Annotated in this window: 22 protein-coding genes, 2 pseudogenes and 1 riboswitch; of the genes and pseudogenes, 18 read left to right on the top strand and 6 right to left on the bottom strand. The window is 60.9% G+C overall.

Annotation, left to right across the window (positions count from 1 at the left end; all coding sequences use genetic code 11):
* The first annotated feature begins 55 nt into the window (after positions 1 to 55).
* A complete protein-coding gene (locus APH44_RS01685) occupies positions 56 to 1,582 on the top strand; it encodes a TIR domain-containing protein (protein ID WP_054890962.1) in 1,527 nt (508 codons plus the stop codon).
* A gap of 150 nt (positions 1,583 to 1,732) precedes the next feature.
* Positions 1,733 to 1,937: pseudogene (locus APH44_RS30295) on the top strand (lysis protein); the annotation flags it as partial.
* A gap of 163 nt (positions 1,938 to 2,100) precedes the next feature.
* Here the strand turns inward: APH44_RS30295 and APH44_RS28885 are convergent.
* Positions 2,101 to 3,606, bottom strand: a complete 1,506-nt coding sequence (locus APH44_RS28885; protein ID WP_253781934.1) for an AAA family ATPase — start codon at positions 3,604 to 3,606, stop codon at positions 2,101 to 2,103.
* 804 nt (positions 3,607 to 4,410) lie between these two features.
* On the opposite strand from APH44_RS28885, the gene APH44_RS01675 reads away from it, so the two are divergent.
* On the top strand, positions 4,411 to 5,055 hold the full coding sequence (locus APH44_RS01675; protein WP_125931594.1) for a hypothetical protein: 645 nt from the start codon (positions 4,411 to 4,413) through the stop codon (positions 5,053 to 5,055).
* Positions 5,056 to 5,313: 258 nt separating this feature from the next.
* Here the strand turns inward: APH44_RS01675 and APH44_RS01670 are convergent, their stop codons facing one another.
* Positions 5,314 to 6,219 (bottom strand): LysR substrate-binding domain-containing protein, encoded by a 906-nt coding sequence (locus tag APH44_RS01670; RefSeq protein ID WP_253781936.1) that lies wholly within the window; start codon positions 6,217 to 6,219, stop codon positions 5,314 to 5,316.
* 95 nt (positions 6,220 to 6,314) lie between these two features.
* Here APH44_RS01670 and APH44_RS01665 point away from each other — a divergent pair, with 95 nt between their 5' ends.
* Together APH44_RS01665 and APH44_RS01660 are read left to right on the top strand one after the other, a co-directional pair.
* Entirely contained in the window at positions 6,315 to 6,728 is a 414-nt protein-coding gene (locus tag APH44_RS01665; RefSeq protein WP_054890958.1) for an ester cyclase, read from the top strand.
* Positions 6,729 to 6,797: 69 nt separating this feature from the next.
* Positions 6,798 to 7,067, top strand: a complete 270-nt coding sequence (locus APH44_RS01660; protein WP_054890957.1) for a DUF2790 domain-containing protein — start codon at positions 6,798 to 6,800, stop codon at positions 7,065 to 7,067.
* 54 nt (positions 7,068 to 7,121) lie between these two features.
* On the opposite strand, the gene APH44_RS01655 is transcribed toward APH44_RS01660, so the two are convergent.
* The 3 genes from APH44_RS01655 to choX all read right to left on the bottom strand — a co-directional run bounded on the left by APH44_RS01655 (position 7,122) and on the right by choX (position 10,427).
* Positions 7,122 to 8,414, bottom strand: a complete 1,293-nt coding sequence (locus APH44_RS01655) for an MFS transporter (RefSeq protein WP_054890956.1) — start codon at positions 8,412 to 8,414, stop codon at positions 7,122 to 7,124.
* 157 nt (positions 8,415 to 8,571) lie between these two features.
* Positions 8,572 to 9,492, bottom strand: a complete 921-nt coding sequence (locus APH44_RS01650) for an alpha/beta hydrolase (RefSeq protein WP_054890955.1) — start codon at positions 9,490 to 9,492, stop codon at positions 8,572 to 8,574.
* Positions 9,492 to 10,427: a choline ABC transporter substrate-binding protein gene (choX, locus tag APH44_RS01645; protein ID WP_054890954.1), complete on the bottom strand. Its 936-nt coding sequence runs from the start codon at positions 10,425 to 10,427 to the stop codon at positions 9,492 to 9,494. The genes APH44_RS01650 and choX overlap by 1 nt, the downstream gene beginning before the upstream one ends.
* Before the next feature lie 322 nt (positions 10,428 to 10,749).
* Here choX and hda point away from each other — a divergent pair, with 322 nt between their 5' ends.
* From hda to APH44_RS01630, 3 genes are all read left to right on the top strand, one after another.
* Positions 10,750 to 11,454: a DnaA regulatory inactivator Hda gene (hda, locus tag APH44_RS01640; protein WP_054890953.1), complete on the top strand. Its 705-nt coding sequence runs from the start codon at positions 10,750 to 10,752 to the stop codon at positions 11,452 to 11,454.
* Between the two features lie 125 nt (positions 11,455 to 11,579).
* A complete protein-coding gene (locus APH44_RS01635) occupies positions 11,580 to 12,221 on the top strand; it encodes a C40 family peptidase (protein ID WP_054890952.1) in 642 nt (213 codons plus the stop codon).
* A gap of 135 nt (positions 12,222 to 12,356) precedes the next feature.
* A complete protein-coding gene (locus APH44_RS01630; RefSeq protein WP_054890951.1) occupies positions 12,357 to 12,893 on the top strand; it encodes a C40 family peptidase in 537 nt (178 codons plus the stop codon).
* Positions 12,894 to 12,928: 35 nt separating this feature from the next.
* On the opposite strand, the pseudogene APH44_RS30285 reads toward APH44_RS01630, so the two are convergent.
* A pseudogene (locus APH44_RS30285) lies at positions 12,929 to 13,508 on the bottom strand (hypothetical protein).
* Between the two features lie 136 nt (positions 13,509 to 13,644).
* Positions 13,645 to 13,865, top strand: a riboswitch (cobalamin riboswitch).
* Between the two features lie 142 nt (positions 13,866 to 14,007).
* Between APH44_RS30285 and cobO the strand changes: the two are divergent.
* From cobO to APH44_RS01575, 10 genes are read left to right on the top strand one after another with little or no spacing between them, the layout of a single operon-like run.
* The gene (gene cobO, locus APH44_RS01620) at positions 14,008 to 14,619 is read left to right on the top strand and encodes a cob(I)yrinic acid a,c-diamide adenosyltransferase (RefSeq protein ID WP_054890949.1); all 612 of its coding nucleotides are present in this window, start codon (positions 14,008 to 14,010) and stop codon (positions 14,617 to 14,619) included.
* Positions 14,616 to 15,914 carry a cobyrinate a,c-diamide synthase gene (locus tag APH44_RS01615; RefSeq protein WP_054890948.1) on the top strand — a complete coding sequence of 433 codons (1,299 nt, stop codon included), beginning with the start codon at positions 14,616 to 14,618 and terminating at the stop codon, positions 15,912 to 15,914. The genes cobO and APH44_RS01615 overlap by 4 nt, the downstream gene beginning before the upstream one ends.
* Positions 15,911 to 16,561, top strand: coding sequence for a 5,6-dimethylbenzimidazole synthase (gene bluB, locus APH44_RS01610; protein ID WP_054890947.1), 651 nt, complete (start codon positions 15,911 to 15,913; stop codon positions 16,559 to 16,561). Before APH44_RS01615 ends, bluB begins: the two co-directional genes overlap by 4 nt.
* Positions 16,558 to 17,466 (top strand): adenosylcobinamide-phosphate synthase CbiB, encoded by a 909-nt coding sequence (gene cbiB / locus APH44_RS01605; protein ID WP_054890946.1) that lies wholly within the window; start codon positions 16,558 to 16,560, stop codon positions 17,464 to 17,466. The genes bluB and cbiB overlap by 4 nt, the downstream gene beginning before the upstream one ends.
* Positions 17,459 to 18,451 carry a threonine-phosphate decarboxylase CobD gene (cobD, locus tag APH44_RS01600; protein WP_054890945.1) on the top strand — a complete coding sequence of 331 codons (993 nt, stop codon included), beginning with the start codon at positions 17,459 to 17,461 and terminating at the stop codon, positions 18,449 to 18,451. The genes cbiB and cobD overlap by 8 nt, the downstream gene beginning before the upstream one ends.
* A complete protein-coding gene (locus tag APH44_RS01595; RefSeq protein ID WP_054890944.1) occupies positions 18,448 to 19,902 on the top strand; it encodes a cobyric acid synthase in 1,455 nt (484 codons plus the stop codon). Before cobD ends, APH44_RS01595 begins: the two co-directional genes overlap by 4 nt.
* A 1-nt stretch (position 19,903) precedes the next feature.
* On the top strand, positions 19,904 to 20,425 hold the full coding sequence (gene cobU, locus APH44_RS01590) for a bifunctional adenosylcobinamide kinase/adenosylcobinamide-phosphate guanylyltransferase (RefSeq protein ID WP_054890943.1): 522 nt from the start codon (positions 19,904 to 19,906) through the stop codon (positions 20,423 to 20,425).
* The gene (gene cobT / locus APH44_RS01585; protein ID WP_054890942.1) at positions 20,422 to 21,477 is read left to right on the top strand and encodes a nicotinate-nucleotide--dimethylbenzimidazole phosphoribosyltransferase; all 1,056 of its coding nucleotides are present in this window, start codon (positions 20,422 to 20,424) and stop codon (positions 21,475 to 21,477) included. Before cobU ends, cobT begins: the two co-directional genes overlap by 4 nt.
* A complete protein-coding gene (cobC, locus tag APH44_RS01580; RefSeq protein ID WP_054890941.1) occupies positions 21,474 to 22,043 on the top strand; it encodes an alpha-ribazole phosphatase family protein in 570 nt (189 codons plus the stop codon). The genes cobT and cobC overlap by 4 nt, the downstream gene beginning before the upstream one ends.
* Positions 22,043 to 22,777, top strand: coding sequence for an adenosylcobinamide-GDP ribazoletransferase (locus APH44_RS01575; RefSeq protein ID WP_054890940.1), 735 nt, complete (start codon positions 22,043 to 22,045; stop codon positions 22,775 to 22,777). Before cobC ends, APH44_RS01575 begins: the two co-directional genes overlap by 1 nt.
* Positions 22,778 to 23,140 lie beyond the last annotated feature (363 nt).

Genomic DNA, 23,140 nt, shown 5'->3' with positions numbered 1-23,140 from the left:
TACCCTGATCGGGTATAGGCCCTTTTGTAGGGCTTTCATGCGCATAGGAGCGACAATGGCCAAACCTCGCGTTTTCATTGGGTCCTCAGTTGAAGGGCTGAACGTTGCATATCCGGTTCAACAGAACCTTCTGCATGTGGCTGAAGTCACTGTCTGGGACCAAGGCGTTTTTGAGCTGTCTCGGACTACTATGGAAAGTTTGACGACGGCGCTCTCTGCCAATGATTTCGCTGTCTTTGTTTTCTCCCCTGATGATTTGCTGTGCATACGAGACAAGGCAACAACGGCAGTTAGAGATAACGTGCTTTTTGAGTTTGGATTGTTTATCGGGAAGCTTGGTCGGGAGCGGGTGTTCTTTATCCTGCCTTCTGGCGAAGAGTTACACCTTCCAACTGACCTTCTAGGGGTAACTGCCGGAAAGTATGATCTTGCGCGGTCCGATGAAAGTATGCAGGCTGCGACCGGGCCTGTGTGTCACCAAATTCGACAGCAAATTAAGAAGCTCGGTATTGTGCCAGGTCGAGCTGCTATGAATGAAGATATTGGGGGCGGAGTCACAGATGAAATTAAGAAGCGTGATTGGTTGTTTGACTTTATCGACAAAAAGTATGAACAGGCTAAGGACGCACTTCAGGAAGAGATGACGAGCCTTTCAGGCGAAGAACTTCTGGAGAAAAAAGCTTGGCTATTTTATTGTGATCTAAAGTTAAAAGATGATGGCAATGTAGATCCGCTCATGGATCTCGCAACGGAAAACTTCAATGCATCGGAATTGCAATCGCTTGTTGCATCTATACTTCGCGTTGAAGGCCATGGCAGCAAAGCACTTGAATTCCTCTCTGTTGTACAGAGGAGTAGGCCAAAGGATAGCAAGATTGCATTAGCGATTGCGCTATGCCACACGGATGCAATTGATAGTGATAGTGCTATCGCTGCTCTTCAATTTACTGGTTCGGATGGTTTTCCAGATGTAGCAATTCGATTGGCGGAAATATTCGAAAGCGACGATAGAAAAAATGATGCGTTGTTAGCAATCCAACGTTGTTATGCCAAATACCCAGATAATAGAGGGCTGCGATTCAAGTATGGTCGTCTGGCTCAAGACGTCGAGCAGGATTCGATCGCAGTCTACTTATTTGATCGCCTGACATATGATTTTCCAGAATCGTCGGAATACTGGGGGTATCTCGGTAACTCATGCCTTAACTTGGACTTGTATGATATGGCGCTTTACGCATATCGAAGAGCCGAAAAGTTGACGAAGGTTGACAGTGATTCGCAGTGGATATCCGCGAATATAGGAAACCTTCTGATAAATAAAGGCTTGCCAACCGAGGCTTGTGAGTATTTGGAACGGGCCGTTAAGTACGAGCAAAACTCAGAATACTCGCATGACAGATTTGCTATGGCTTTGAGAAAAAAATCTGCAGAGTCGAAAGATTTTCAAAGTAAGTGCGCGGAAGGTAGGCGCCAGTTGCGCGAGGCAGAATCAAAGATATCTCTGGAAAAATGCACCGAAGCCCCGGTTTCGTCTGGGTTGCTTGATGGGCCTCAGCCAACACTTGCATTAAAAGGCGTTTGACGGATTTTCGAGAGTCGACAGGTTTGGCTGGAGGTAGACTTTTTCGACTTTAGCGTCGGGTCGCATCATGGTCGGCGGGCTCCGGAAAGAAATCGGGAGCACAGCATCCGGGATCAGTTGAGTGCTTTGAATGTGGGGTTCATGGAGCCCTTACCTACTGCTGACCTGCGGCTGTCAGTCCTACTCGATGCCGGACGGTGAGGTGCGAGAAGCCCCCGGCGCCGGAGGCCTGGTTCATGGAAGCGTACGTGCCGAACTTGACAGAGCTCATGCTCAACGAATTATCGCCATCAACGATGGAGGCGACCGAGGACTGATCGCGCTGCTGGCCTGCCAGGACTACGTGCGTGAGTAGCCGATGATTCGCATGTGACGCGCCCTGCCCTGGTGTGGGGTAGGGCGCTTCCTTTTGTGGGTAGAATATTAAATGAAGTGATGAGGTACGGTTCTGAATTTTACCAGGGAGATAATTTCTTCGGACTGAAGCGCACCTTTTAAATTTAATTTTGTCAGTAAATTTAAGTCGGGATGCCCTTTCTTTTTGCATTTAAGTGCCAGGTGCTCATACGGCTGATAAATTGCCAGATATCTTGTTCTGTTGGCTTGGTGTAGTTTGAATGCTCAGGGTTGTTTCCCATGGCTTCGAACATTCGAATTAACCATGTTGGCCCATGGCCAGAGATGTTGTGATCTTTCAGCCAGGACTCTAGTTCTCCACCGGGGATTACAAATAATCCATACTCGCCTAGTTGTTGGAAAAGATTTTCAACAGTCTCGCGATCAGAGCCTTCTAGAATGTCAATTCCGCCGTCTCTTTTCATATCCTTGCCTGTTTGGTCGAAGGACTTCTTAATGGAAGTTCGAAGTGATGCGTAAGAGTCGTGGCTAGCTTCAGGAATGTAACCGCACTTGAGAAGATTCTTCCATACGCTGCCTCCTTCTTTGAGGATATCAATATCGAATATTCCTGATACAGGTATTCCTAGATCTCTTAGAGGCTTTAGTAATGTTGGAATGGTTTGTTTGTTTTGGGCGTTAATGAATAAGCAGTTCGGAATTCCCCATTCTGGTTTGAAGCGAAGAAGTCGCTCGTTTATTTCTTGGTAAAATGCTCTGTCTGCGTCTGACTCTGTGATTACTACTGACTCATAAAATAATCCAGAAAGTACCCCGCTAGATCTTAGGAGAGGGTTTCTCATGAGTTCTAGAAGTTCGTCACTCTTTAGACATCTAGAGGTGGCGACTCCGTCTTTATATGTGAGTCTAATAATGTTAAGTGGTTGGCCTGATTGAATGCACCCCATTAGGAAGTTTTGGCTATGCGTGGAGGCAAAAACTTTTTTGCTGGTTGCTGAAATGATTTGCGAAATATTAGAGCCAAGTTTTGAGGCTAGCGCAGGATGAAGAAATGCTTCGGGCTCATCGATTAGAATGATTTGGGGGTCGCCAGCAATCAATTCAACTATGACTCCTGTATATGCGCGAACACCATCGCTGGCTGTGTCAATTGGTTGGGATTGGGAGTGGTAGTTTATTGACTCTCGAGATAGTCCTAGTTCGATTTCTTCTTCTATTTCATGGTCTGCAAGCTTTGCGCGAAGCATTCCAAGATTTGTTGGGTCAATTACAAGGTATTTCCCGAAAGCGTCTTTTGTTATATTTCTGACTTTTTTTCTCTTTTCTTTGTTTTTCAGTAGGCTCATTAGAGTGCTTGTTGGCGGTAGCTGCAAGTCTCCAGCGTTTTGCGTGTTTACTAGGCTGAGCCGATTAATTCCATTGAGCATTAAAGTCTCAGGACCTAAGACCATGCTTCTGTAAGACTCGGGGTTGCTGCTCGGGTTGTCAATGATGTTTTGGATATAGCTTCTTGAGGTCATGAGATGAGAGTTTAGTTCGGATCCTCGCAATACTAAACTGTCGGGGTTTGGGTTGGGTTGGGTGTCTGGAATAGTCCTTTGCTCAATTAGCTTGTCCAGAAATTCCTTTGGTAGAAATTCTGGTTCGATATTTTCAAGTATCTTCATGATTGAAGTGTTAGTGCCCGAGCACGCATCTTTGATTTCGCTAAGGATTTTACTTTTTCCAGAATTATTAGGTCCTATGAAAACAGTGAGTGGCGTAAGAGTAATTTCTTCGCTTTTTTGACTTGGGGAGCTTCCGAATTTGAGTTTTATAGTTTTTAACACTGATGTTTGGCCTATGGTTAAAATGGTAGTAAATTTATTCTACTATACGATAAGAAGGCGGATGCATTTGCTCCATGAGGCAGGATGCCATCATTGGCATGAATGGCAATAGAAATCGGGTATCTGCCGCGGTGCAACGGCCTAACGGATCACCAGTGCGTGGATGAGCATGAGCATGTAGCTGCAAAACATGCGCTGCTAAATAGCTGCAGTGAACCAACGTGGAGAGCATGGGTGAAGAAGACGTTATTGGGGTTGCTAGAGGCTGGTGAGCCGCTGATCTTGGAGGCTATTGACGCGAGGCGAAGGCTCCACCAGGCAGAAGCCAGGTCGGCTGATGAGCTAGAACGGTTGCGCGTCATCGCGGATTCGTTGTGTCAGGCAGTGACGGAAATCCAGCTCAGAACAGCAGATGGTCGCACGCGGCATTAGCAATAGCGTGAGGCAAAAATGGGGAAAACCGAGCGCCATTCTATGCCCTTTGGGCGCTTCGCAGCCAGACACAAAAACGACCAAGCCCTTGGTACATGGGGCTTTGGCGCTTTCCCTCGTTAATACTCCAGCACAATCGGTATGTATTGCCGGAGCTGGACCAATGTTCGAAATCCCTTCAAGCTGCATGATTTTTGAAGGATCGCAGGTGTGAAATTTCACTTCTCAGAAAGCATGAGGGTTGCCACTGCATGGGTGCTTTGGGGATACCTATCACTGGGTGTTCTGGGGTGGGGGCTTTGGGTGGTGCTTGATCAGGTCGGATCGCTCAAAGATGCGCCGGCCTGGGTGCAGGCAATTGGAAGCATCGCGGCGATCCTTGCTGCCGTCCTTATTGCGCAACGCGCGTCAGTCAAGCAGAACCAAGATAAGGCTCTCTCAGATTATTCGTACATGCAGAAGGCCTTTGAGATTGCTGTGTATGGGAATGAAGTCATTGCTGCCGCAGCACGCTACATTCTAGAGGGGGCCCCCAAGGGCCTCGTATTGAAGTATCACATTAGTTTGTTGGAGATGGCTCTAGAGGACCTGAAGGGAGTTGATCACACTCGCATCGTTGAATCACCCGTAGCAGCGGCTTTCCTAGCGCTCAGACGTAGCGTGAACCTTACGCGTTCGGCAATTCTGCTCCGGCTTGAGGCTGAGATACGCTTTGACGTTGTGCAGGTAGCGCAATGGGGTCCGAACTCCCTTGAAGAAGTCAAAAATATTTCTAGTGGGATGATGAATTACTTAGCGATGCATCCCTGGTTGACCGACGAGGTTTATGCTCGCCAGCAGGCACGAATGCGTTAATGGGAGGAGGGGCAAAGGTATGCTCCTGAGTTGTCCCTTAGTCACAGAGGTTAGGGCAAATCTAGGGCAAGTGCAGGGCCGCCATGGGCCTCAATGGCCCGTCTTCACACGCGTCGCCGCCCCATTTCGCGGGCCTGCCAAGTCCTGAGCAATCATGCGGGCGGGTTCAAATCCCTATCTCTCCGCCATACATGAAAAGCCCCGCTGGTGAGAATCAGCGGGGCTTTTTCGTTTTCACATGTTGTTCGCCGATCGCCTTCACACCAGCGCACTTCTGTTAATCAAGCCCTCGCAAAGCAGGCTGATCAATTGCTCGACCAGGTGTTGCATGGCTGGATCCTGTGCAATCACTGCAACTTCGGTACTGGGCAGCGCCGGCAAGACGGTGGATGGCTCGAGGATGCGCATGCCGGGTTGTATGAACGACGCACCCAGTGCAGTGATACCGAGCCCGCCCGCGACTGCTGCTTGTACCCCGGCCAGGTTGTTGGCGGTGCAGGCTGTGGCCCATTCGCGCCGGCTGGCGGTCAGCGCATCGATCATGATTGCGCGGTAGGCGCAGGGCGGGCGCATCATGACCAGCCTGACCGTGCCGGCCGGCTCCATTACGTAGTCGCTCGCAGCCATCCATACCAAAGGCTCGCGCCATATGACCCGGCCGTGTTGGGCCTGGTTGCCAGCCTTCTGCTTCGCAATCACCAGGTCCAGTTGCCCCGCCTCGTGCTCCGCGAGCAGGTCGTGGCTCAGTCCGGTGCTCAGCTCCAGCTGCACGTCTGGATGAAGTTGGGTGAAGCGTGACAGCAGCCTTGGCAGTTGTGTGGGCACCAGGTTCTCGGAAATGCCAAGGCGCAAGGTTTTGACGCGAGTTGGTTGCTTGAGTTCACTGAGGAACGTGTCGACATGCAGCATCAACTTGCGGGCATTGAGCAGCAACTGCTCGCCTTCGCGGGTCAGCGTCAGTGTCCTGCTGGTGCGCTCGAACACTCTCAGTCCCAGGATTTCCTCAAGACGAATGATCTTTTGGCTCACTGCCGATTGCGATCTGCCGACAGTCTCTGCTGCTGCTGTGAAGCTACCCGCTTCGGCGACTGCGATGAATGTACGCACATGGTCGATTTCAAGTTGGGAGAGTGACATATCAATAAGCCGATCGACTGGATGCAATTAATATTATGCGTTTGTCTTCTGAATCGTAAAGGCCGAGCATCCGTTCTGCGCCTGATCTGGCGCATCCCGTTGGCAATGGTCAGGAGGCAGGCATGTCGGTGGATAAGTCGGTGGAGATCGTTGAGGCGTTTTGGCGTGAGGTGTGGCAGGCGCGAAATCCCAGGGCGGCGGCAGGGCGCGTGGCCAAGGATTTCGTGATCACCTCCGGTGGCCTCGAGATCGTTGGGCGTGAAGCGTTCGTCGAATGGGTTACGGCTTTTTTGCAGGGGATCGATGCATTTCAATTCAATAGCATCGAGTCCTTCCAGAATGCCGATGGCAGCAGGGTTGCATCGCGCTGGATGTTTACCGGCAGGAACAGAGGGTTTCTGGGCGGGCGTGACTGCGGAACACCATTCGAGATGCGTGGTACTGCCATCTTGCATGTGCGGCCGGATGGCCTGTTACAGCACAACTGGGTCGAGCGTAACGCGCTGGAAGTCTATCGAGAGGTCATAGGCCTGTAGTGGCGGCTTGGGTACGACGGCGCGTCGTTGCGGCGCTGGTATTGACTGTCTGGTAATCGGGAAACTTCTGTGAAAAGGCTATTGGTCGTTGTGGTGATGTTGGGTGCGTTGTCGGTGCAGGCCCAGGAAAAGACCATTGAAGTGGAGGGCGAGAAAGTGCCAGTGCAAACCTACCGATATGGGATGGATGTCGAAATGGTCGAAGTGTTGTCCGTCAGCCCAACCCCTGCGGGTTGTGGTGTTTTCCCTCGTATCGTTGTCTATCGTGACGCGACGGCGAAGCTCAAGGCCATCGAATACCTTGAGCCGGCCCGGGATTGTGGCAATGACAATGGTTGAGCGTGCGCAGTCCGAGACGGATCTTCCTGTACATCAGAAAGATCCGTCACACCCTCAGGCAACAGCCGTGCTGCGGGCAGGCCGACGGCGATACAGCACAAGCGTTGCAGTGAACGCACACAGCGCTGCGAACATCAGCCAGTAAGCCGGGGCGGCCTTGTCTGACGTGGCATGGATCGCCCAGGTGGACACCGCCGGGGTGAAGCCGCCGAACACCGCGGTGGCGAGGCTATAAGCCAGGGAGAATCCGGCAACGCGCACTTCGGTGGGCATGATTTCGGTCAGGGCAGGGATCAGTGCGCCGTTGTACAGGCCATAGAGGCACGAGAACCACAGCAGCACCTCCAGCATGTGAGCGAAGCTGGGGGCCTGGGCCAGGTATGACAGCGCAGGGTATGCCGTGAGTACGGTCAGCAGGGACATTGCCGCCAGCAGCGGTTTGCGTCCCAGGCGATCGCTCAACGTGCCGCCGATCGGCAGCCACAGGAAGTTGGACACGGCGACCAGCAAGGTCACCATCAATGCGTCACTGGTATCGAGCTGCAGCACGGTCTTGCCGAAGGTCGGGGCGTACACGGTGATCATGTAGAAGGCGGTGGTGGTCATGGCCACCATCAGCATGCCCAGGATCACCACCGATGCGTTGGCGCACAGTGTCTTGAACACCTGGCTCATGGTCGGGCGATGCTCACGTTTGGCGAACTCTTCGGTCTCCTGCAAGTTGCGGCGCAGCAGGAAGATGCACGGGACGATCAGGCAGCCCACGGCAAAGGGAATCCGCCATCCCCACTGGGACAACTCCTCGGCGGACAACCACTGATTCAGGCCATAGCCCAGGGCCGCGGCAACCATGATGGAGACCTGCTGGCTGGCCGATTGCCAGCTGGCGTAGAAGCCTTTGCGCCCGGGCGTGGCCATCTCTGCCAGGTAAACAGAAACGCCACCGAGCTCGGCACCGGCCGAGAACCCTTGCAGCAGCCTGCCGAGCAACACCAGGGCCGGCGCCCACAGGCCGATGCTGGCATAGCCGGGCACGAACACGATCAGCAAGGTACCGCTGGCCATGATCGCCAAGGTCACGATCAGGCCTTTGCGTCTGCCCACGTCATCGATGTAGGCGCCGAGGATGATCGCCCCCAGCGGGCGCATCAGGAAGCCTGCGCCGAATACGGCGAAGGTCATCATCAATGAGGCGAATTCGTTGCTGGCAGGGAAGAACGCGGCAGCGATCTGGGTGGCGTAGAAACCGAACAGGAAGAAGTCGAACTGTTCGAGAAAATTGCCGGAGGTCACCCGGAAGACTCTTCCGGCTTTGGACGGTGCTTTGGCAGGGAGGGGGGGATTCATCACGTGCTCCAGCTATTCAGCGAATCTTTGTAAGAGGTTGTAACTAAAGATTCTTGCAGAAAGAGCATGGGTCAAAACATGAAACTTTCATTAGGTAGGCGCTTCCCTCTCGTGACGAGCCCGCGCTTGCAGGTCGGGCGGTTTCGGTAAAAGGGGCTCAATCGAGGCTGTTCCTGAGCGCTGCAAACAGCGCCTCGTACAGTGCCTCCACCTCCGGCAACCCCCTGGCCCGCAGGCAGCCATGGACCAGTCCATGGCCTGGGAAGTCATCGACCGCCACTCCGTCGTCTCTCAACCGTTGTGCATAGCGCAGGCCGTCATCGCGCAGTGGGTCGAATTCGGCCACGGCAATGAAAGCGGGCGCCAGCCTCGTGAGGTCGCGGGCGAGCAATGGCAGCGCCAGCGGGCTGTGAGTAGTGGAGGGCAGATAGGCGTTCAGGCAGGCGCGCATGTCGTCGACAGACAACAGCGGTGCATCGGCACATTCGCGCCGCGACACGCTGTCCTCATCACCCAGCGCTGGATAGATCAGCGCCTGCATGCGCGGCTGCGGCTCATCCGCTTCACGCAGTGCCAGGCACAGGGCGGCGGCGAGATTGCCCCCGGCGCTGTCGCCGATGGCTGCCAGTCGTGTGGGGTCAACCGGCACATCCAGCGCGCCATCGCGCAGGGCGCGCCAGACGGCGAGGCTGTCGTGCAGGGCGGCGGGGAAGGGGTGTTCCGGCGCGAGTCGGTAATCCACCGCGACCACCGCCACTCCCAAGCACGCCGTCAGTTCGGCGCAGAAGAACGCGTGTGAGTCGAGCCCACCGAGCATCCAGCCACCACCATGCATAAATAGCAGCGCTGGCCACCCTCCGGCCGGTGCTGCTTGTGCCGGTTGGAACACGCGCAAGGGCACCAGTCCCGGCATATTCAAATCTCGCACCTGCACGCCTTCCGGGCATGGCGGGGTGAAGGCTGCGGCCATGCGCGAATAGGCCGCGCGCTGGGCTGCCAGTGCAGGATCGGCCACGCCGAAGGCGCGGGTCCGCTCGATGAAGGCCTGCATGTCGGCCGAGAGAGGGTAGCGCTGCATTACTGTTGCGCGACCAATGCCGCATTGGCGGGCTTGCCGTCGAATGTGGTCACGCCCTCGAGCCAGGCCGAGACTTGCTCGGGGTGCGCCTTGAGCCAGTCTCGAGCGGCATCGAGCGGTGCTTTGCGGTCGAGGATCGGCTCCATGACCTGGCTGACACCTTCGCTGGTAAAGCGCAGGTTGTGCAGCAGCTTGGCGACGTTGCCGCATTGTTGCTGGTAACCGGCTGCGGTCATGATCGAGACGGTGGCCGAGCCTTCGTTGGGGCCGAAGGCGTCGTCGCTGCCGGAGAGGTAGCGCATGTCGATCTGCAGGTTCATCGGATGCGGCTTCCAGCCGGCGAACACCACCCACTCGTTCTTCTGCACGGCACGCTTGACCGCCGTCAGCATGCCGGCCTCGCTGGACTCGATGCCCTTGAAACCCTTCAGGCCGAATTTGTCTTCGGCGATCATCTGTGCGGTGATGCGGTTCATGCCGCTGCCCGGTTCGATCAGGTACAGCTGGTTCTTGAGCTTGTCGCGAAACCTGGCGATGTCGGCGAAGGTCTTCAGGCCCGCGTCGTAGGCGTAGGCGGGCACGGCATAGGTGGACTGCGCATCGGCGAGGGTGGCGGGGCTGATCACGTCGATCTGCTGTTTGTCCAGGAAAGGCTTGGCCACCGATTGCATGGTCGGCTGCCAGTAACCGAGAAACACATCGAGACGTTTTTCCGCCATGCCGGCCAGGATGATCTGCTGCGAGGCGCTGGTCTGCTTGACCTTGTAGCCCAGGCTGTCGAGCAGGGCTTCGGCGACGGCGCTGCTGGCGACGACGTCGGTCCAGTTCACCGAGCCCATGCGCACGTTCTGGCAAGCGGCGGGTTCTGCGCCCCAGCTGGCTGCGCTGATACCCAGGAGTGCGGCGCAGGTGGCCGCCTTGATCGATCGCTGCATGACTCTTCCCCTCACGAGACGGTGATTATCGTTGTTATGTCATGACGCCCCGCGCGGCGGTGGCTGCCGTTCAGGTTATGAGCCGGGCGAGTGGAAAAATCGCACCCAGGCGACCTGCTTTTGCACCCAGGCGACTTCGAGTCTGGCACGCTAATGGGCGGGGCGCGTGGCCGAGGTGATGCTCTGATTGCTCAAAAATCACGCAACCTGTTGATTTTACTTGCGCTATTCCCTTCCCCGATTGTGCCGCCCGCGCTGCGGGTATAGACTTTGCGCACTCTTCACCAAAGGCCCCCTTTGGTCCTCGCGACCGCCAGCCAGCATGAAACCAATCCAGTTGCCCCTGGGTGTGCGCCTGCGCGATGACGCCACCTTCATCAACTACTATCCGGGCGCCAATGCCGCGGCATTGGGCTACGTCGAGCGGCTGTGCGAAGCCGACGCGGGCTGGACCGAGAGCCTCATCTATCTGTGGGGCAAGCAGGGCGCAGGGCGCACCCACCTGCTGCAGGCTGCCACCCACCGTTTCCAGCAACTGGGCGAGCCCGCCGTCTACCTGCCGTTGGCGCAGTTGCTCGACCGAGGCGTGGAGTTGCTCGACCATCTGGAGCAGTACGAGCTGGTGTGCATCGACGACCTGCACGTGATTGCCGGCAAGGCCGACTGGGAAGAGGCGATGTTCCATCTGTTCAATCGCCTGCGTGACAGCGGCAGGCGTCTGCTGCTGGCGGCCTCGAGTTCGCCGCGTGAGCTGCCGATCAAGCTCGCCGACCTCAAGTCACGGCTCACCCTGGCACTGATTTTCCAGATGCGTGGCCTGTCCGACGAAGACAAGCTGCGTGCCTTGCAATTGCGCGCCTCGCGCCGTGGTTTGCACCTGACCGATGAGGTCGGGCACTTCATTCTCACGCGTGGAACGCGCAGCATGAGTGCACTGTTCGATCTGCTCGAACGCCTCGACCAGGCCTCGCTGCAAGCCCAGCGCAAGTTGACCATTCCCTTCCTCAAGGAAACCCTCGGCTGGTAACCCTGAAAACACCGGGCCAGAGCGGCAAAACGCAAAAGTCACATTTTTTTCGATAAAATTTGCAAATAGGTCCGATAGAAGGCATAGTTTCCCACTTCTAAAGGATTACAGACACGGTCGTGCCCATGCTCAAGCGCTTCGCACCCCTCGTGCCACTCGCACTCGTGACCCTGCTTTTTGGCTGCGCGGCCCAAGGCCCGATTTCCCAGCCCCAGGATCACCCATCGGTCACCGCGCAAACCGCGGTCAAGGCCAAGGCTTCGCATTCGTCGGTATTCGACGAAGAAGACCTCGCCACCGATGAAGACCTTCAAGCCTTCTCCAGCAACAGCAAGCCCTACCAGTTGCCCGTCCTTGCAGACAGCATTCTGGAGCGTGGCATGTCGCTGATCGGCACCCGTTATCGTTTCGGCGGTACTTCCGAGCAGTCCGGCTTCGATTGCAGCGGCTTCATCGGCTACCTGTTCCGCGAAGAGGCCGGCATGAACCTGCCGCGCTCGACCCGCGAGATGATCAACGTCGATGCCCCCAAGGTCGCACGCAACAAGCTCAAGCCGGGTGACCTGCTGTTCTTCAGCACCAATGGCCGTGGCCGTGTCAGCCATGCCGGCATCTACCTGGGTGACAACCAGTTCATCCACTCCAGCAGCCGCCGCAGCGGTGGTGTGCGCATCGACAACCTCGGTGACCGTTACTGGAGCAAGACCTTCATCGAAGCCAAGCGTGCCTTGGCCATGGCGCCGACCACCACCCTGTCGCGCAACTGATATCAAAATGATGTATCCTCGCACGGCGGCGTAGCTGAAAAGCTAGCCGCCGTGCGCATTTACGAATAGCGTCTAATCTAAATCCTTAACTCTTTTTTCGGCTGCGGCCGATTGGTCTCAGACAGGTTCTGACCCATGGCGATGATGACGCGCTTCGCATTCCTTTCCCTGGTGGCACTGCTTGCCGCCTGTTCCAGCCGTGCTCCGGCACCGGCACCTGTGGCCAAGCCGCAGATCACCTTCATCGACCAACCTTCCTCGTCGCCTGTGGCTGACGATGTGTTGATCCGTGCCATCGGTCTGGTCGGCACCCCGTACCGCTGGGGCGGCAACACCCCGGATTCGGGTTTCGATTGCAGTGGGCTGATCGGTTACGTCTACCGCGGCGCGGCCAACATCAACCTGCCACGCTCGACCCGCGAGATGATCGTCATGCGTGCGCCGACCGTGGACATCAATTCGCTGCAGTCCGGTGACTTGGTGTTCTTCGCCACCGGCGGTGGCTCGCAGGTGAGCCATGCCGGGATCTACGTGGGGGAGGGGCGCTTCGTGCATGCGCCGTCCACCGGCGGTACGGTGCGCTTGGACTACCTGTCGAACAGCTACTGGTCCAAGGCCTACTTGCAGGCCAAGCGGGTGTTGGCGCCGGGGCACCTGGCGCAGAATCCCTGAGATTGTCGGGGCTGCACAGCAGCCCCGGCGTACGTTCAAGCCTGCTTGAGCAATAACGCCACACCCGGGTGGTATTGCCCTGACTCGTTTAGGCAGCTTGCGGTACGCATACGGGAAGTACCAGGCAATCGCGCAGGCCGTGTGCTTGTTCAAGTCATCGACCATATCCTGTAGTTCCTCGGGGCTTGCATGCTGCCCCGCCTTCCACGGGCTGACAAACAGCGCCCCGGCCTTGAGCTGGCTGGGATAGGCTGCCAGCCGCGCCAACGTCGCCGCCTCCTGCAGGGCGCCCGCCAGGTCCAGGCGGGCGATCTTCGGCCAGCGCTGCTCAGTGTGCAGATGAATGGATTGTTCGGCGCCGGCAATCGACAGATCGCAGCGCCCTTCGCGCTCGCCTTCGTCACGCTGCTTCTTGCTCTGATAGTGCTGCAGCGCCACCAGCTCGGCCTGCCAGGCAGCGGCGGCGAGGATACCGGCATTGGCCTGGGCGCCGTGCCAATAGGGCGCATCGCCGTCGCCGTGGATCTGGTTGAAGCGGTCGATGCAGTCGATCCAGCGCTCCAGGGCCGGGCGCAGGAATTCCAGGTGCGGGTTGTTGATGATCAAGCCTTGCATGCCGCGCTCTCCTTTTATTATGGTCGCGTACAGCCGGTGATGGCTATGTGATATCACTGCTTCCATACTGAGACAAGCATCCAGATCAACCGTTCATCGTCCGCGTTTAATTGACGCTCCCTGTGCAACCCTCTAACCTTCGCGGCGTGTTTCAGGTGCTCTGCGGATCAGCTCCGGCAGGGTGAAACTGGGAAGCCGGTGGGCGCCAGCAGGGCGCGAATCCGGCGCTGCCCCCGCAACGGTAGGTGAGTCAAGGCCGCGCAAGGCCACTGGGTGTCCGCACCCGGGAAGGCGCGCGGTTTCGGGCCAAGGCCCGGCTCACGAGCCCGGAGACCGGCCTGTCACTGTCAACGGCATCACGGAGGGTGATGCGCGCTGCCCCGTGGTGTCCACGGCCTTTGCGCGCTCCCTTCGCCTGCCTGCCTTGTTTATCTGTCGTTGCCTGGTGCCCGCCCGCGAGTGCCCGACCGGCGCGTCGACAGCCTGCGGAGAACCCCTGATGAGCGAATCCATCGAGCGCGACGAACGCCACCTGGCACGCATGCAGCGCAAAAAAGCGATCATCGACGAACGTATCGCCAATTCCCCGAATGAGTGCGGCCTGCTGCTGGTGCTCACTGGCAATGGCAAGGGCAAGAGCAGCTCGGCCTTCGGCATGCTTGCCCGTGCGCTGGGGCATGGCATGCAGTGCGGGGTGGTGCAGTTCATCAAGGGTCGTAACAGCACCGGCGAGGAGCTGTTCTTCCGCCGCTTTCCCAACGAAGTGCGCTACCACGTGATGGGCGAGGGCTTCACTTGGGAAACCCAGGACCGCCAGCGCGACATCGCCGCAGCAGAGGCGGCCTGGGCCGTCTCCCGCCAGTTGCTGCAGGACCCGTCGGTGCAGTTTGTAGTGCTCGATGAGCTGAATATCGCCCTCAAGCACGGCTACCTCGACCTGGACCAGGTGCTCTCGGACATCCAGGCCCGTCCTCCGATGCAACACGTGATCGTCACTGGCCGCGGGGCCAAGCCGGAAATGATCGAGCTGGCCGACACCGTGACCGAGATGGGCATGCTCAAGCACGCCTTCCAGGCCGGTATCCGCGCACAGAAGGGCGTTGAACTGTGAGTCGAGCCACCCGTCATTGCCCGGCGGTGCTGATTGCCGCACCAGCCTCCGGCCAGGGCAAGACCACCGTCACCGCCGCCTTGGCGCGCCTGCACCGCAACCTCGGGCGCAAGGTGCGGGTGTTCAAGTGCGGGCCGGACTTTCTCGACCCGATGATCCTGGAGCGCGCCAGCGGCGCGCCGGTGTACCAGTTGGACATGTGGATGATTGGCGAACAGGAGAGCCGCCGTCTGTTGTGGGACGCTGCCGCCGACGCCGACCTGATCCTCATCGAAGGCGTCATGGGGCTGTTCGACGGTACGCCGTCGAGCGCTGACCTGGCGCGGCATTTCGGCGTGCCGGTGCTGGCGGTGATCGATGGCACGGCCATGGCCCAGACCTTCGGGGCCCTGGCCCTGGGCCTGGCGCGCTACCAGCCTGACCTGCCATTCGCTGGCGTGCTGGCCAACCGGGTCGGCAGCCTGCGCCATGCGCAACTGCTCGAAGGTAGCCTGACCGAATGTTTGCGCTGGTATGGCGGGTTGTCTCGCGAGCGCGGCATCGAGTTGCCCAGCCGTCACCTCGGCCTGGTCCAGGCCAGTGAGCTGAACGATCTGGATGCACGTCTGGACGCTGCCGCCGAGGCCTTGGGCGCCAGCTGCGATGCTGCCTTGCCGCCGCCGGTGGCCTTTGTCGAACCACACGCCGACCCCTCGACCGCAAGCCTTGCCGGTGTGCGCATCGGTGTGGCCCGCGACGAGGCGTTCGCCTTCCTCTATGGCGCCAACCTCGACCTGCTGCGCGATCAGGGCGCGGAGCTCGTGTTCTTCTCGCCCTTGCACGACCGGCACCTGCCTGCAGTCGACAGCCTGTATTTGCCCGGCGGCTACCCCGAATTGCATCACCACGCCCTGGCGGCCAACGCGCCGATGCGCGAGGCGATCCGCGGCCACCATGACGAAGGCAAACCCTTGTTGGCCGAATGCGGCGGCATGCTCTACCTGCTTGAGGCCTTGACCGACGTTGCGGGCGAACGTGCCGAGCTGCTGGGCCTGTTGCCCGGCGAGGCCGTGATGCAGAAGCGCCTCGCCGCGTTGGCGCTGCAGGCCGTCGAATTGCCTGAAGGCACCCTGCGTGGCCATACCTACCACCACTCGCTGACCACCACCGAGCTTGCGCCCATCGCCCGTGGCCTGAGCCCCAATGGCGGACGTGGCAACGAGGCGGTCTATCGTCTGGGGCGCTTGACGGCGTCCTACGTGCACTTCTATTTCCCTTCCAACCCCGAAGCGGCGGCGGCGCTGTTGCGACCATGAACGAACACGCTTTCAGCGAGGCCGAGCGCGCTGCGGTCTACCGAGCGATCGGCGAGCGGCGTGACATGCGCCACTTCATCGGCGGCGATGTGGCGCCTGAGCTGCTCGCCAGGCTGCTGGCCGCCGCGCACCAGGCGCCCAGCGTCGGGCTGATGCAGCCCTGGCGCTTCATTCGTATCAGCCAGCGCGATCTGCGCCTGCGCATCCAGGCGCTGGTGGAGGAGGAGCGGATTCGCACAGCCGAGGCCCTCGGCGAGCGCTCCGACGCCTTCATGCAGCTCAAGGTCGAAGGCATCGGCGAGTGCGCCGAGGTGCTGGTTGCCGCCTTGATGGACAAGCGCGAGCCGCACATCTTTGGCCGCCGGACCCTGCCGGAAATGGATTTGGCGTCGATGGCCTGCGCGATCCAGAACCTCTGGCTGGCTGCACGCGCCGAAGGCCTGGGGATGGGCTGGGTGTCGCTGTTCGACCCGCAGGCGCTGGGCGAGCTGCTGGGCATGCCGGCCGGGGCCAAGCCTGTGGCAGTGCTGTGCCTGGGGCCGGTGGCGAAATTCTACGAGGCGCCCATGCTGGTGCTGGAAGACTGGGCGCGTGAGCGGCCGCTGAGCGAGATGCTCTACGAGAACCAATGGGGAGAGCAGGCATGAGCATCGCCTTGCTGACTGTTGCCGGTGTGGCGCTGGATGCGCTGCTGGGCGAGCCGCAGCGGCGTCATCCGCTGGTGGCATTCGGCAATTTCGCCGGGCGTCTGGAGCAACGCTTGAATGCCGGTGGCCGCGGCTGGCGCAGCCATGGGGTCAGCGCCTGGTTCCTGGCCGTGGTGCCCTTGACCCTGCTGGCACTGATCCTGTCGTGGCTGCCCTACATCGGTTGGCTGGTGGACGCCCTGGCGCTGTATTGCGCGCTGGGCATGCGCAGCCTGGGCGAGCATGTATTGCCCGTGGCCCAGGCCCTGCGCCAAGGGGATCTGGATGAAGCACGGCGGCGGGTGGGCTATCTGGTCAGCCGCGAGACCCGCGAGCTCGACGAGCCTGCCGTGGCCCGCGCCGCGACCGAGTCGGTGCTGGAGAATGGCAGCGATGCGGTATTCGCCGCGCTGTTCTGGTTCGTCGTGGCCGGTGCGCCGGGCGTGGTGCTGTACCGCCTGAGCAATACCCTGGATGCCATGTGGGGTTATCGCAACGAACGTTTCGAGCGCTTCGGCTGGGCCGCAGCGCGTATCGACGATGTACTCAACTACCTGCCGGCCAGGCTGGTGGCCTTGACCTACGCATTGCTGGGCAAGACTCGCCTGGCGCTCAGTTGCTGGCGCAACCAGGCGCCGCTGTGGGACAGCCCCAACGCAGGCCCGGTGATGGCCGCAGGGGCCGGTGCCCTCGGCGTGGAGCTGGGAGGCCCGGCGGTGTACCACGGTGAGCTGCACGAGCGAGCGCGCCTGGGCGAGGGGCCGGTGGCCGACGCCGATGCCATCGAGCGCGGCTGGAGCCTGGTGCAGCGCGGCGTATGGCTGTGGCTGCTGGTGATCTGCACGGGGGCCTGGCTCTATGCTTGAACATGGTGGCCGCCTGCTGCGCGCTGTGCACCAGTACGGTATCGCACGCGAAGACTGGCTCGACCTGTCCAGCGGTATCGCCCCCTGGTCCTTCTCCATTCCATCGATTCCGCTGGAGGCCTGGGCGCGCCTGCCTGAGGTCGAGGATGGCCTGGAGCAGGCCGCGCGCGCCTACTACGGTGTCGATGAACTGCTCGCGGTGGCGGGCTCTCAGGCAGCGATCCAGGCCTTGCCGCACTTGCGCACGCGCGGGCGGGTCGGCGTGTTGTCGCCGTGCTATGCCGAGCATCCGCATGCCTGGCAGCGCGCCGGGCATGAGCTTGCCGAGCTCGATGACGACCAGGTTGAAGCGGCCCTGGACCGCCTCGATGTGCTGCTGCTGGTCAACCCGAACAACCCCACGGGGCGCTGCGTGCCGCGCGAGCGCCTGCTCGACTGGCATACACGCCTGGCTCGACGCGGCGGCTGGCTGGTGGTGGACGAGGCGTTCATGGACAACACCCCTGCACACAGCATCACCGACCAGAGCGGGCGTGGCGGATTGATCGTGCTGCGTTCGTTCGGCAAGTTCTTTGGTTTGGCCGGTGTGCGCCTGGGCTTCGCCATGGCCGAGGCGCCACTGCTGCAGCGCCTGGCCGAGATGCTGGGGCCGTGGACGGTCAGCGGCCCGACCCGGATCATCGGCCAGTCGTGCCTTGCCGATGGCCAGGCGCAGCGGGCGCAGATCGTGCGCTGCGCCGAAGCCAGCGCACGCCTTGCAGCACTGCTGGCCGAGTCTGGCTTGCCCGCCACTGGCGGCTGCGACCTGTTCCAGTACTTGCGCGATCCGCGCGCCGCCCAGCTTCACGACTTTCTCGCCCGCCGCGGCATTCTCGTGCGCCTGTTCGAGGCGCCTGCCGCCGTGCGTCTTGGCTTGCCTGCCAGTGCGGCGGATGAACAGCGCCTGCGCCAGGCGCTGCAGGACTACCAGAAGGAATCGGCATGACCACCCTCATGGTGCAAGGCACCACCTCCGATGCCGGCAAGAGCACGCTGGTCACCGCCCTGTGCCGCTGGCTGTTGCGCCAGGGTGTCGGCGTGGTGCCGTTCAAGCCGCAGAACATGGCGCTCAACAGCGCGGTGACCGCCGACGGTGGCGAGATTGGCCGCGCCCAGGCGGTGCAGGCCCAGGCCTGCCGGCTGGCGCCGCATACCGACATGAACCCGGTACTGCTCAAGCCCAACAGCGACACCGGTGCCCAGGTCATCGTCCATGGCCGCGCGGTGACCAGCATGAACGCCGTCGCCTATCACGACTACAAGGCCATCGCCATGCAGGCGGTCCTGGCCTCGCACCAGCGCCTGAGCGCTGCCTACCCGGTGGTGATGGTCGAAGGCGCAGGCTCGCCTGCCGAGATCAACCTGCGGGCCGGCGATATCGCCAACATGGGGTTTGCCGAGGCGGTGGACTGCCCGGTGATCCTGGTTGCCGACATCAACCGTGGCGGCGTGTTCGCCCACTTGGTCGGCACCCTCGAACTGCTGTCGCCCAGTGAGCAGGCGCGGGTGAAGGGGTTTGTCATCAACCGTTTTCGCGGTGACATCGCCTTGCTGCAACCGGGCCTGGACTGGCTCGAGCAGCGTACCGGCAAACCGGTGCTGGGCGTGTTGCCCTACGTCACCGACCTGCACCTGGAGGCCGAGGACGGCATCGACCGGCGCCAGTCGCTCAAGGGCGATCGTGTGCTCAAGGTGATCGTTCCGGTATTGCCGCGCATCAGCAACCACACCGACTTCGACCCGCTGCGCCTGCACCCGCAGGTGGACTTGCAGTTCATCGGCCCCGGCCAGCCGATTCCCCCTGCCGACCTGATCATCCTGCCCGGCTCCAAGAGCGTGCGCGGTGACCTGGCGCAGTTGCGCGAGCGCGGTTGGGACAGCGCCATTGCCCGTCACCTGCGTTACGGCGGCAAGCTCATCGGCATCTGCGGCGGGCTGCAGATGCTGGGGCGCCAGGTGCACGACCCGCTGGGGCTGGAAGGGCCGGCGGGTTCGAGCGCTGGGCTGGGCCTGTTCGACTACGCCACCGTGCTGGAAGCCGAAAAGCAGCTGCGCAATGTCGAAGGCGTGCTGAGCCTCGAGCAGGCACCGGTGTCGGGCTACGAAATTCATGCAGGCGTCACCCAGGGGCCTGCGCTGGAGCAGCCTGCGGTGATGCTCGCAGATGGACGTGCCGATGGCGCGATCAGCGCTGACGGGCAGATCCTCGCCACCTACCTGCACGGTTTGTTCGAGGGTAGCCAGTCGTGCGCCGCGCTGCTGCGCTGGGCCGGGCTGGATGACGTCGAGGTGGTCGACTACGAGGCATTGCGCGAACGCGATATCGAGCGCCTGGCCGACCTCATCGAGCAGCACCTGGACACCGCGCGGTTGCGCGCCTTGTGTGGAGTGGCCTGAGATGCGCAACCTGATCCTCGGTGGTGCCCGCTCGGGCAAGAGCCGCCTGGCCGAGCAACTGGCCGTGGCCAGTGGTTTGCCGGTCACCTATATCGCCACCAGCGAGCCGCTGGACGGCGAGATGAATGAACGCGTGCGCCTGCACCGCGAGCGCCGGCCTTCTGACTGGGGGCTGATCGAAGAGCCTCTGGCCCTGGCCCGCGTGCTGCGCGCCGAAGCAGACGTAGGGCGTTGCCTGCTGGTGGATTGCCTGACCCTGTGGCTGACCAATCTGCTGATGCTCGATGACCCGCAGCGCCTGGTCGAGGAGCGTGACGCGCTGCTCGACTGCCTGGCCAGCCTGCCCGGCACGCTGATCCTGGTCAGCAACGAAACCGGCCTGGGCGTGGTGCCCATGGGCGAGCTGACCCGCCGTTACGTCGACCTGGCCGGCTGGCTGCACCAGGCCGTGGCCGAACGCTGTGAGCGTGTGGTGCTCACGGTTGCCGGCCTTCCTCTCATGCTCAAAGGACCTGCTCTATGAACACCTCCTGGTGGCTCGATGCCTGCCAACCCCTCGACAACGACGCCATGGAGCAGGCGCGCACCCGTCAGCAGCAACTGACCAAGCCCGCCGGATCGCTGGGCCAACTGGAAGCGCTGGCGATTACCCTGGCCGGCCTGCAAGGTCGCGAGCGTCCGACCCTCGAGCGCGTGGCGATCGGCTTGTTTGCCGGTGACCATGGCGTGGTGGAGGAGGGTATCTCCGCCTATCCCCAGGCTGTGACTGGCCAGATGTTGCGCAATTTCGTCGGCGGTGGGGCGGCGATCAGCGTGTTGGCGCGTCAACTGGAGGCGACGCTGGACGTGGTCGACCTGGGGACCATCGACCCGGAACTGCAATTGCCGGGCGTGCATCACCTGCGCCTTGGCGCCGGCACTGCCAACTTCGCCCGCCAGCCGGCGATGACCGACGCGCAACTGCGCGCCGCGCTCGGGGCCGGGCGCGACAGTGCCTTGCGCGCCGCAGGCCAGGGCGCACAGCTGTTCATTGGTGGCGAGATGGGGATTGGCAACACCACGGCAGCGGCAGCCCTGGCCAGCGCATTGCTGGGGTGCCCGGCCGATGCCCTGAGCGGCCCGGGTACTGGGCTCGACAGCGCCGGCGTGCGGCACAAGGCCGAGGTGATCGAGCGAGCCCTGGCACTGCATGGCCTGCAGGACGGTGACCCGCTGCGGGCATTGGCCTGCGTCGGTGGTTTCGAGATCGCGGCGCTGGCGGGTGCATACCTGGCCTGCGCGCAGAGTGGGATCGCGGTGCTGGTCGACGGCTTCATCTGCAGCGTGGCGGCCTTGGTTGCCGTACGCCTCAATCCGCAGTGCCGTCAGTGGCTGCTGTTCGCCCACCAGGGCGCCGAGCCTGGACATCGTGCCTTGCTCGAGGCGCTGCAGGCCGAACCGTTGCTGGCCCTCGGGTTGCGCCTGGGCGAGGGCAGCGGTGCCGCGCTGGCGGTGCCGCTGATGCGCCTGGCCTGCGCCCTGCACGGGCAGATGGCGACCTTCGCTGAAGCGGCGGTGGCGGATCGTCCGGCATGATTCTCGATCTGCTGCGTCATGGTGAGACCGAACTGGGTGGCGGCTTGCGCGGCAGCCTGGACGACGCCCTGACCGCGCAAGGCTGGGCGCAGATGCGCGCGGCTGTGGCGGTGGGTGGGCCTTGGGATGTGCTGGTCAGTTCGCCGTTGCAGCGTTGCGCACGTTTCGCCGACGAACTGGGCGCAAGTCTCCAACTGCCGGTGCAACTTGAAGCGGGTGTGCGCGAGCTGCACTTTGGCGAGTGGGAAGGACGCAGCGCGGCGCAGATCATGCAGACCGAAGCGGACGCGTTGGGGCGTTTCTGGGCCGACCCCTACGCCTTCACACCGCCTGCGGGCGAGCCGGTGGTCGACTTCGCCGAGCGTGTCCTGGCAGCGGTCGAGGCCCTGGCCCGCCAGCACACTGGCAAGCGCGTGCTGCTGGTGACCCACGGCGGTGTCATGCGCCTGTTGCTGGCCCGCGCCCGTGGATTGCCGCGCGAGCAGTTGCTGCAGGTCGAGGTGCGGCACGCTGCGTTGGTGCATCTGGCGCTGCAGGCCGATGGCCAGTTGCGTGAGGTGGTTTGATGCTGCCGTTCTGGATTGCCCTGCAGTTTCTCAGCAGCCTGCCGGTAAGCCTGCCGGGCATGCCAGAGCCTCGGCAGATGGGCCGTTCGCTGCTGTTCTACCCGGCAGTCGGGTTGCTGTTCGGCCTGCTGTTGTGGGCTGCCAGCGCGCTGCTGCAGGGCGTTGCGGCACCGTTGCAGGCGGCATTGCTACTGACCTTGTGGGTGCTGCTCAGTGGCGCCCTGCACCTGGATGGCTTGGCCGACAGCGCCGACGCCTGGTTGGGTGGCTTCGGCGATCGCGAGCGCACCTTGCAGATCATGAAAGACCCACGCAGTGGCCCGATTGCCGTGGTCACCCTGGTGTTGGTGCTGCTCCTGAAGTTCTGTGCCCTGTGGGTGCTGGTCGAGCGTGGTGTGGGTGCCTGGCTGGTTCTGGCGCCAGTGGTCGGTCGGGCTGCGATGCTCGGTTTGTTCCTCTGTACGCCTTATGTGCGTGCCGGGGGGCTGGGCTCGGCGCTGGCCGAACACCTGCCCAGGCGTGCGGCGGGCTGGGTACTGCTGGGCAGTGCGCTGGCCTGTCTGGTGCTGGGTGGCTGGCTGGCGCTGTGGCTACTGCTGGTGGCAGCGCTGGTCTTTGCGTTCTTGCGGCGGCAGATGTGCCGCCGATTGGGCGGGACCACTGGTGATACCGCAGGCGCTTTGCTGGAACTACTGGAGTTGACGGTGGTGGTGGGGCTGGCACTTTCGTGTTGATACGCGTGCCTTTCAAGGTGTTTGTGTAGAGGTTGGCAGGCGCTAGTCGAAGGGTTTTTAGCGCTTATGAGATCGAGCGCCGCCCGCGCGGCGCTTCGCGGGCAAGCCCGCTCCCACATTTGTTTCGGGCCAATTATTCCTCAGTGATTGGCGCGCGCCCACTTGTCTGCCCACTTCGATATCGCATTTGAGCAGTTGCCTTTCTTCCATATTCAGCCATACGCCAAGGGGCCGCGCACAGATGGATGCTGGAGGAACTGGCCCGAAACAAATGTGGGAGCGGGCTTGCCCGCGAAGCGCCGCGCGGGCGGCGCTCGATCTCATAGACGCTGAAAGACTTTCGACGAACACCTGTCAGCCCTG

Origin of the sequence: Pseudomonas sp. NBRC 111143 (assembly GCF_001320965.1) — a bacterium.
Classification (GTDB): domain Bacteria; phylum Pseudomonadota; class Gammaproteobacteria; order Pseudomonadales; family Pseudomonadaceae; genus Aquipseudomonas; species Aquipseudomonas machongensis.
The sequence above is the reverse complement of the archived record's forward strand: the minus strand, read 5'-3'. Positions and strand labels throughout refer to the sequence as shown.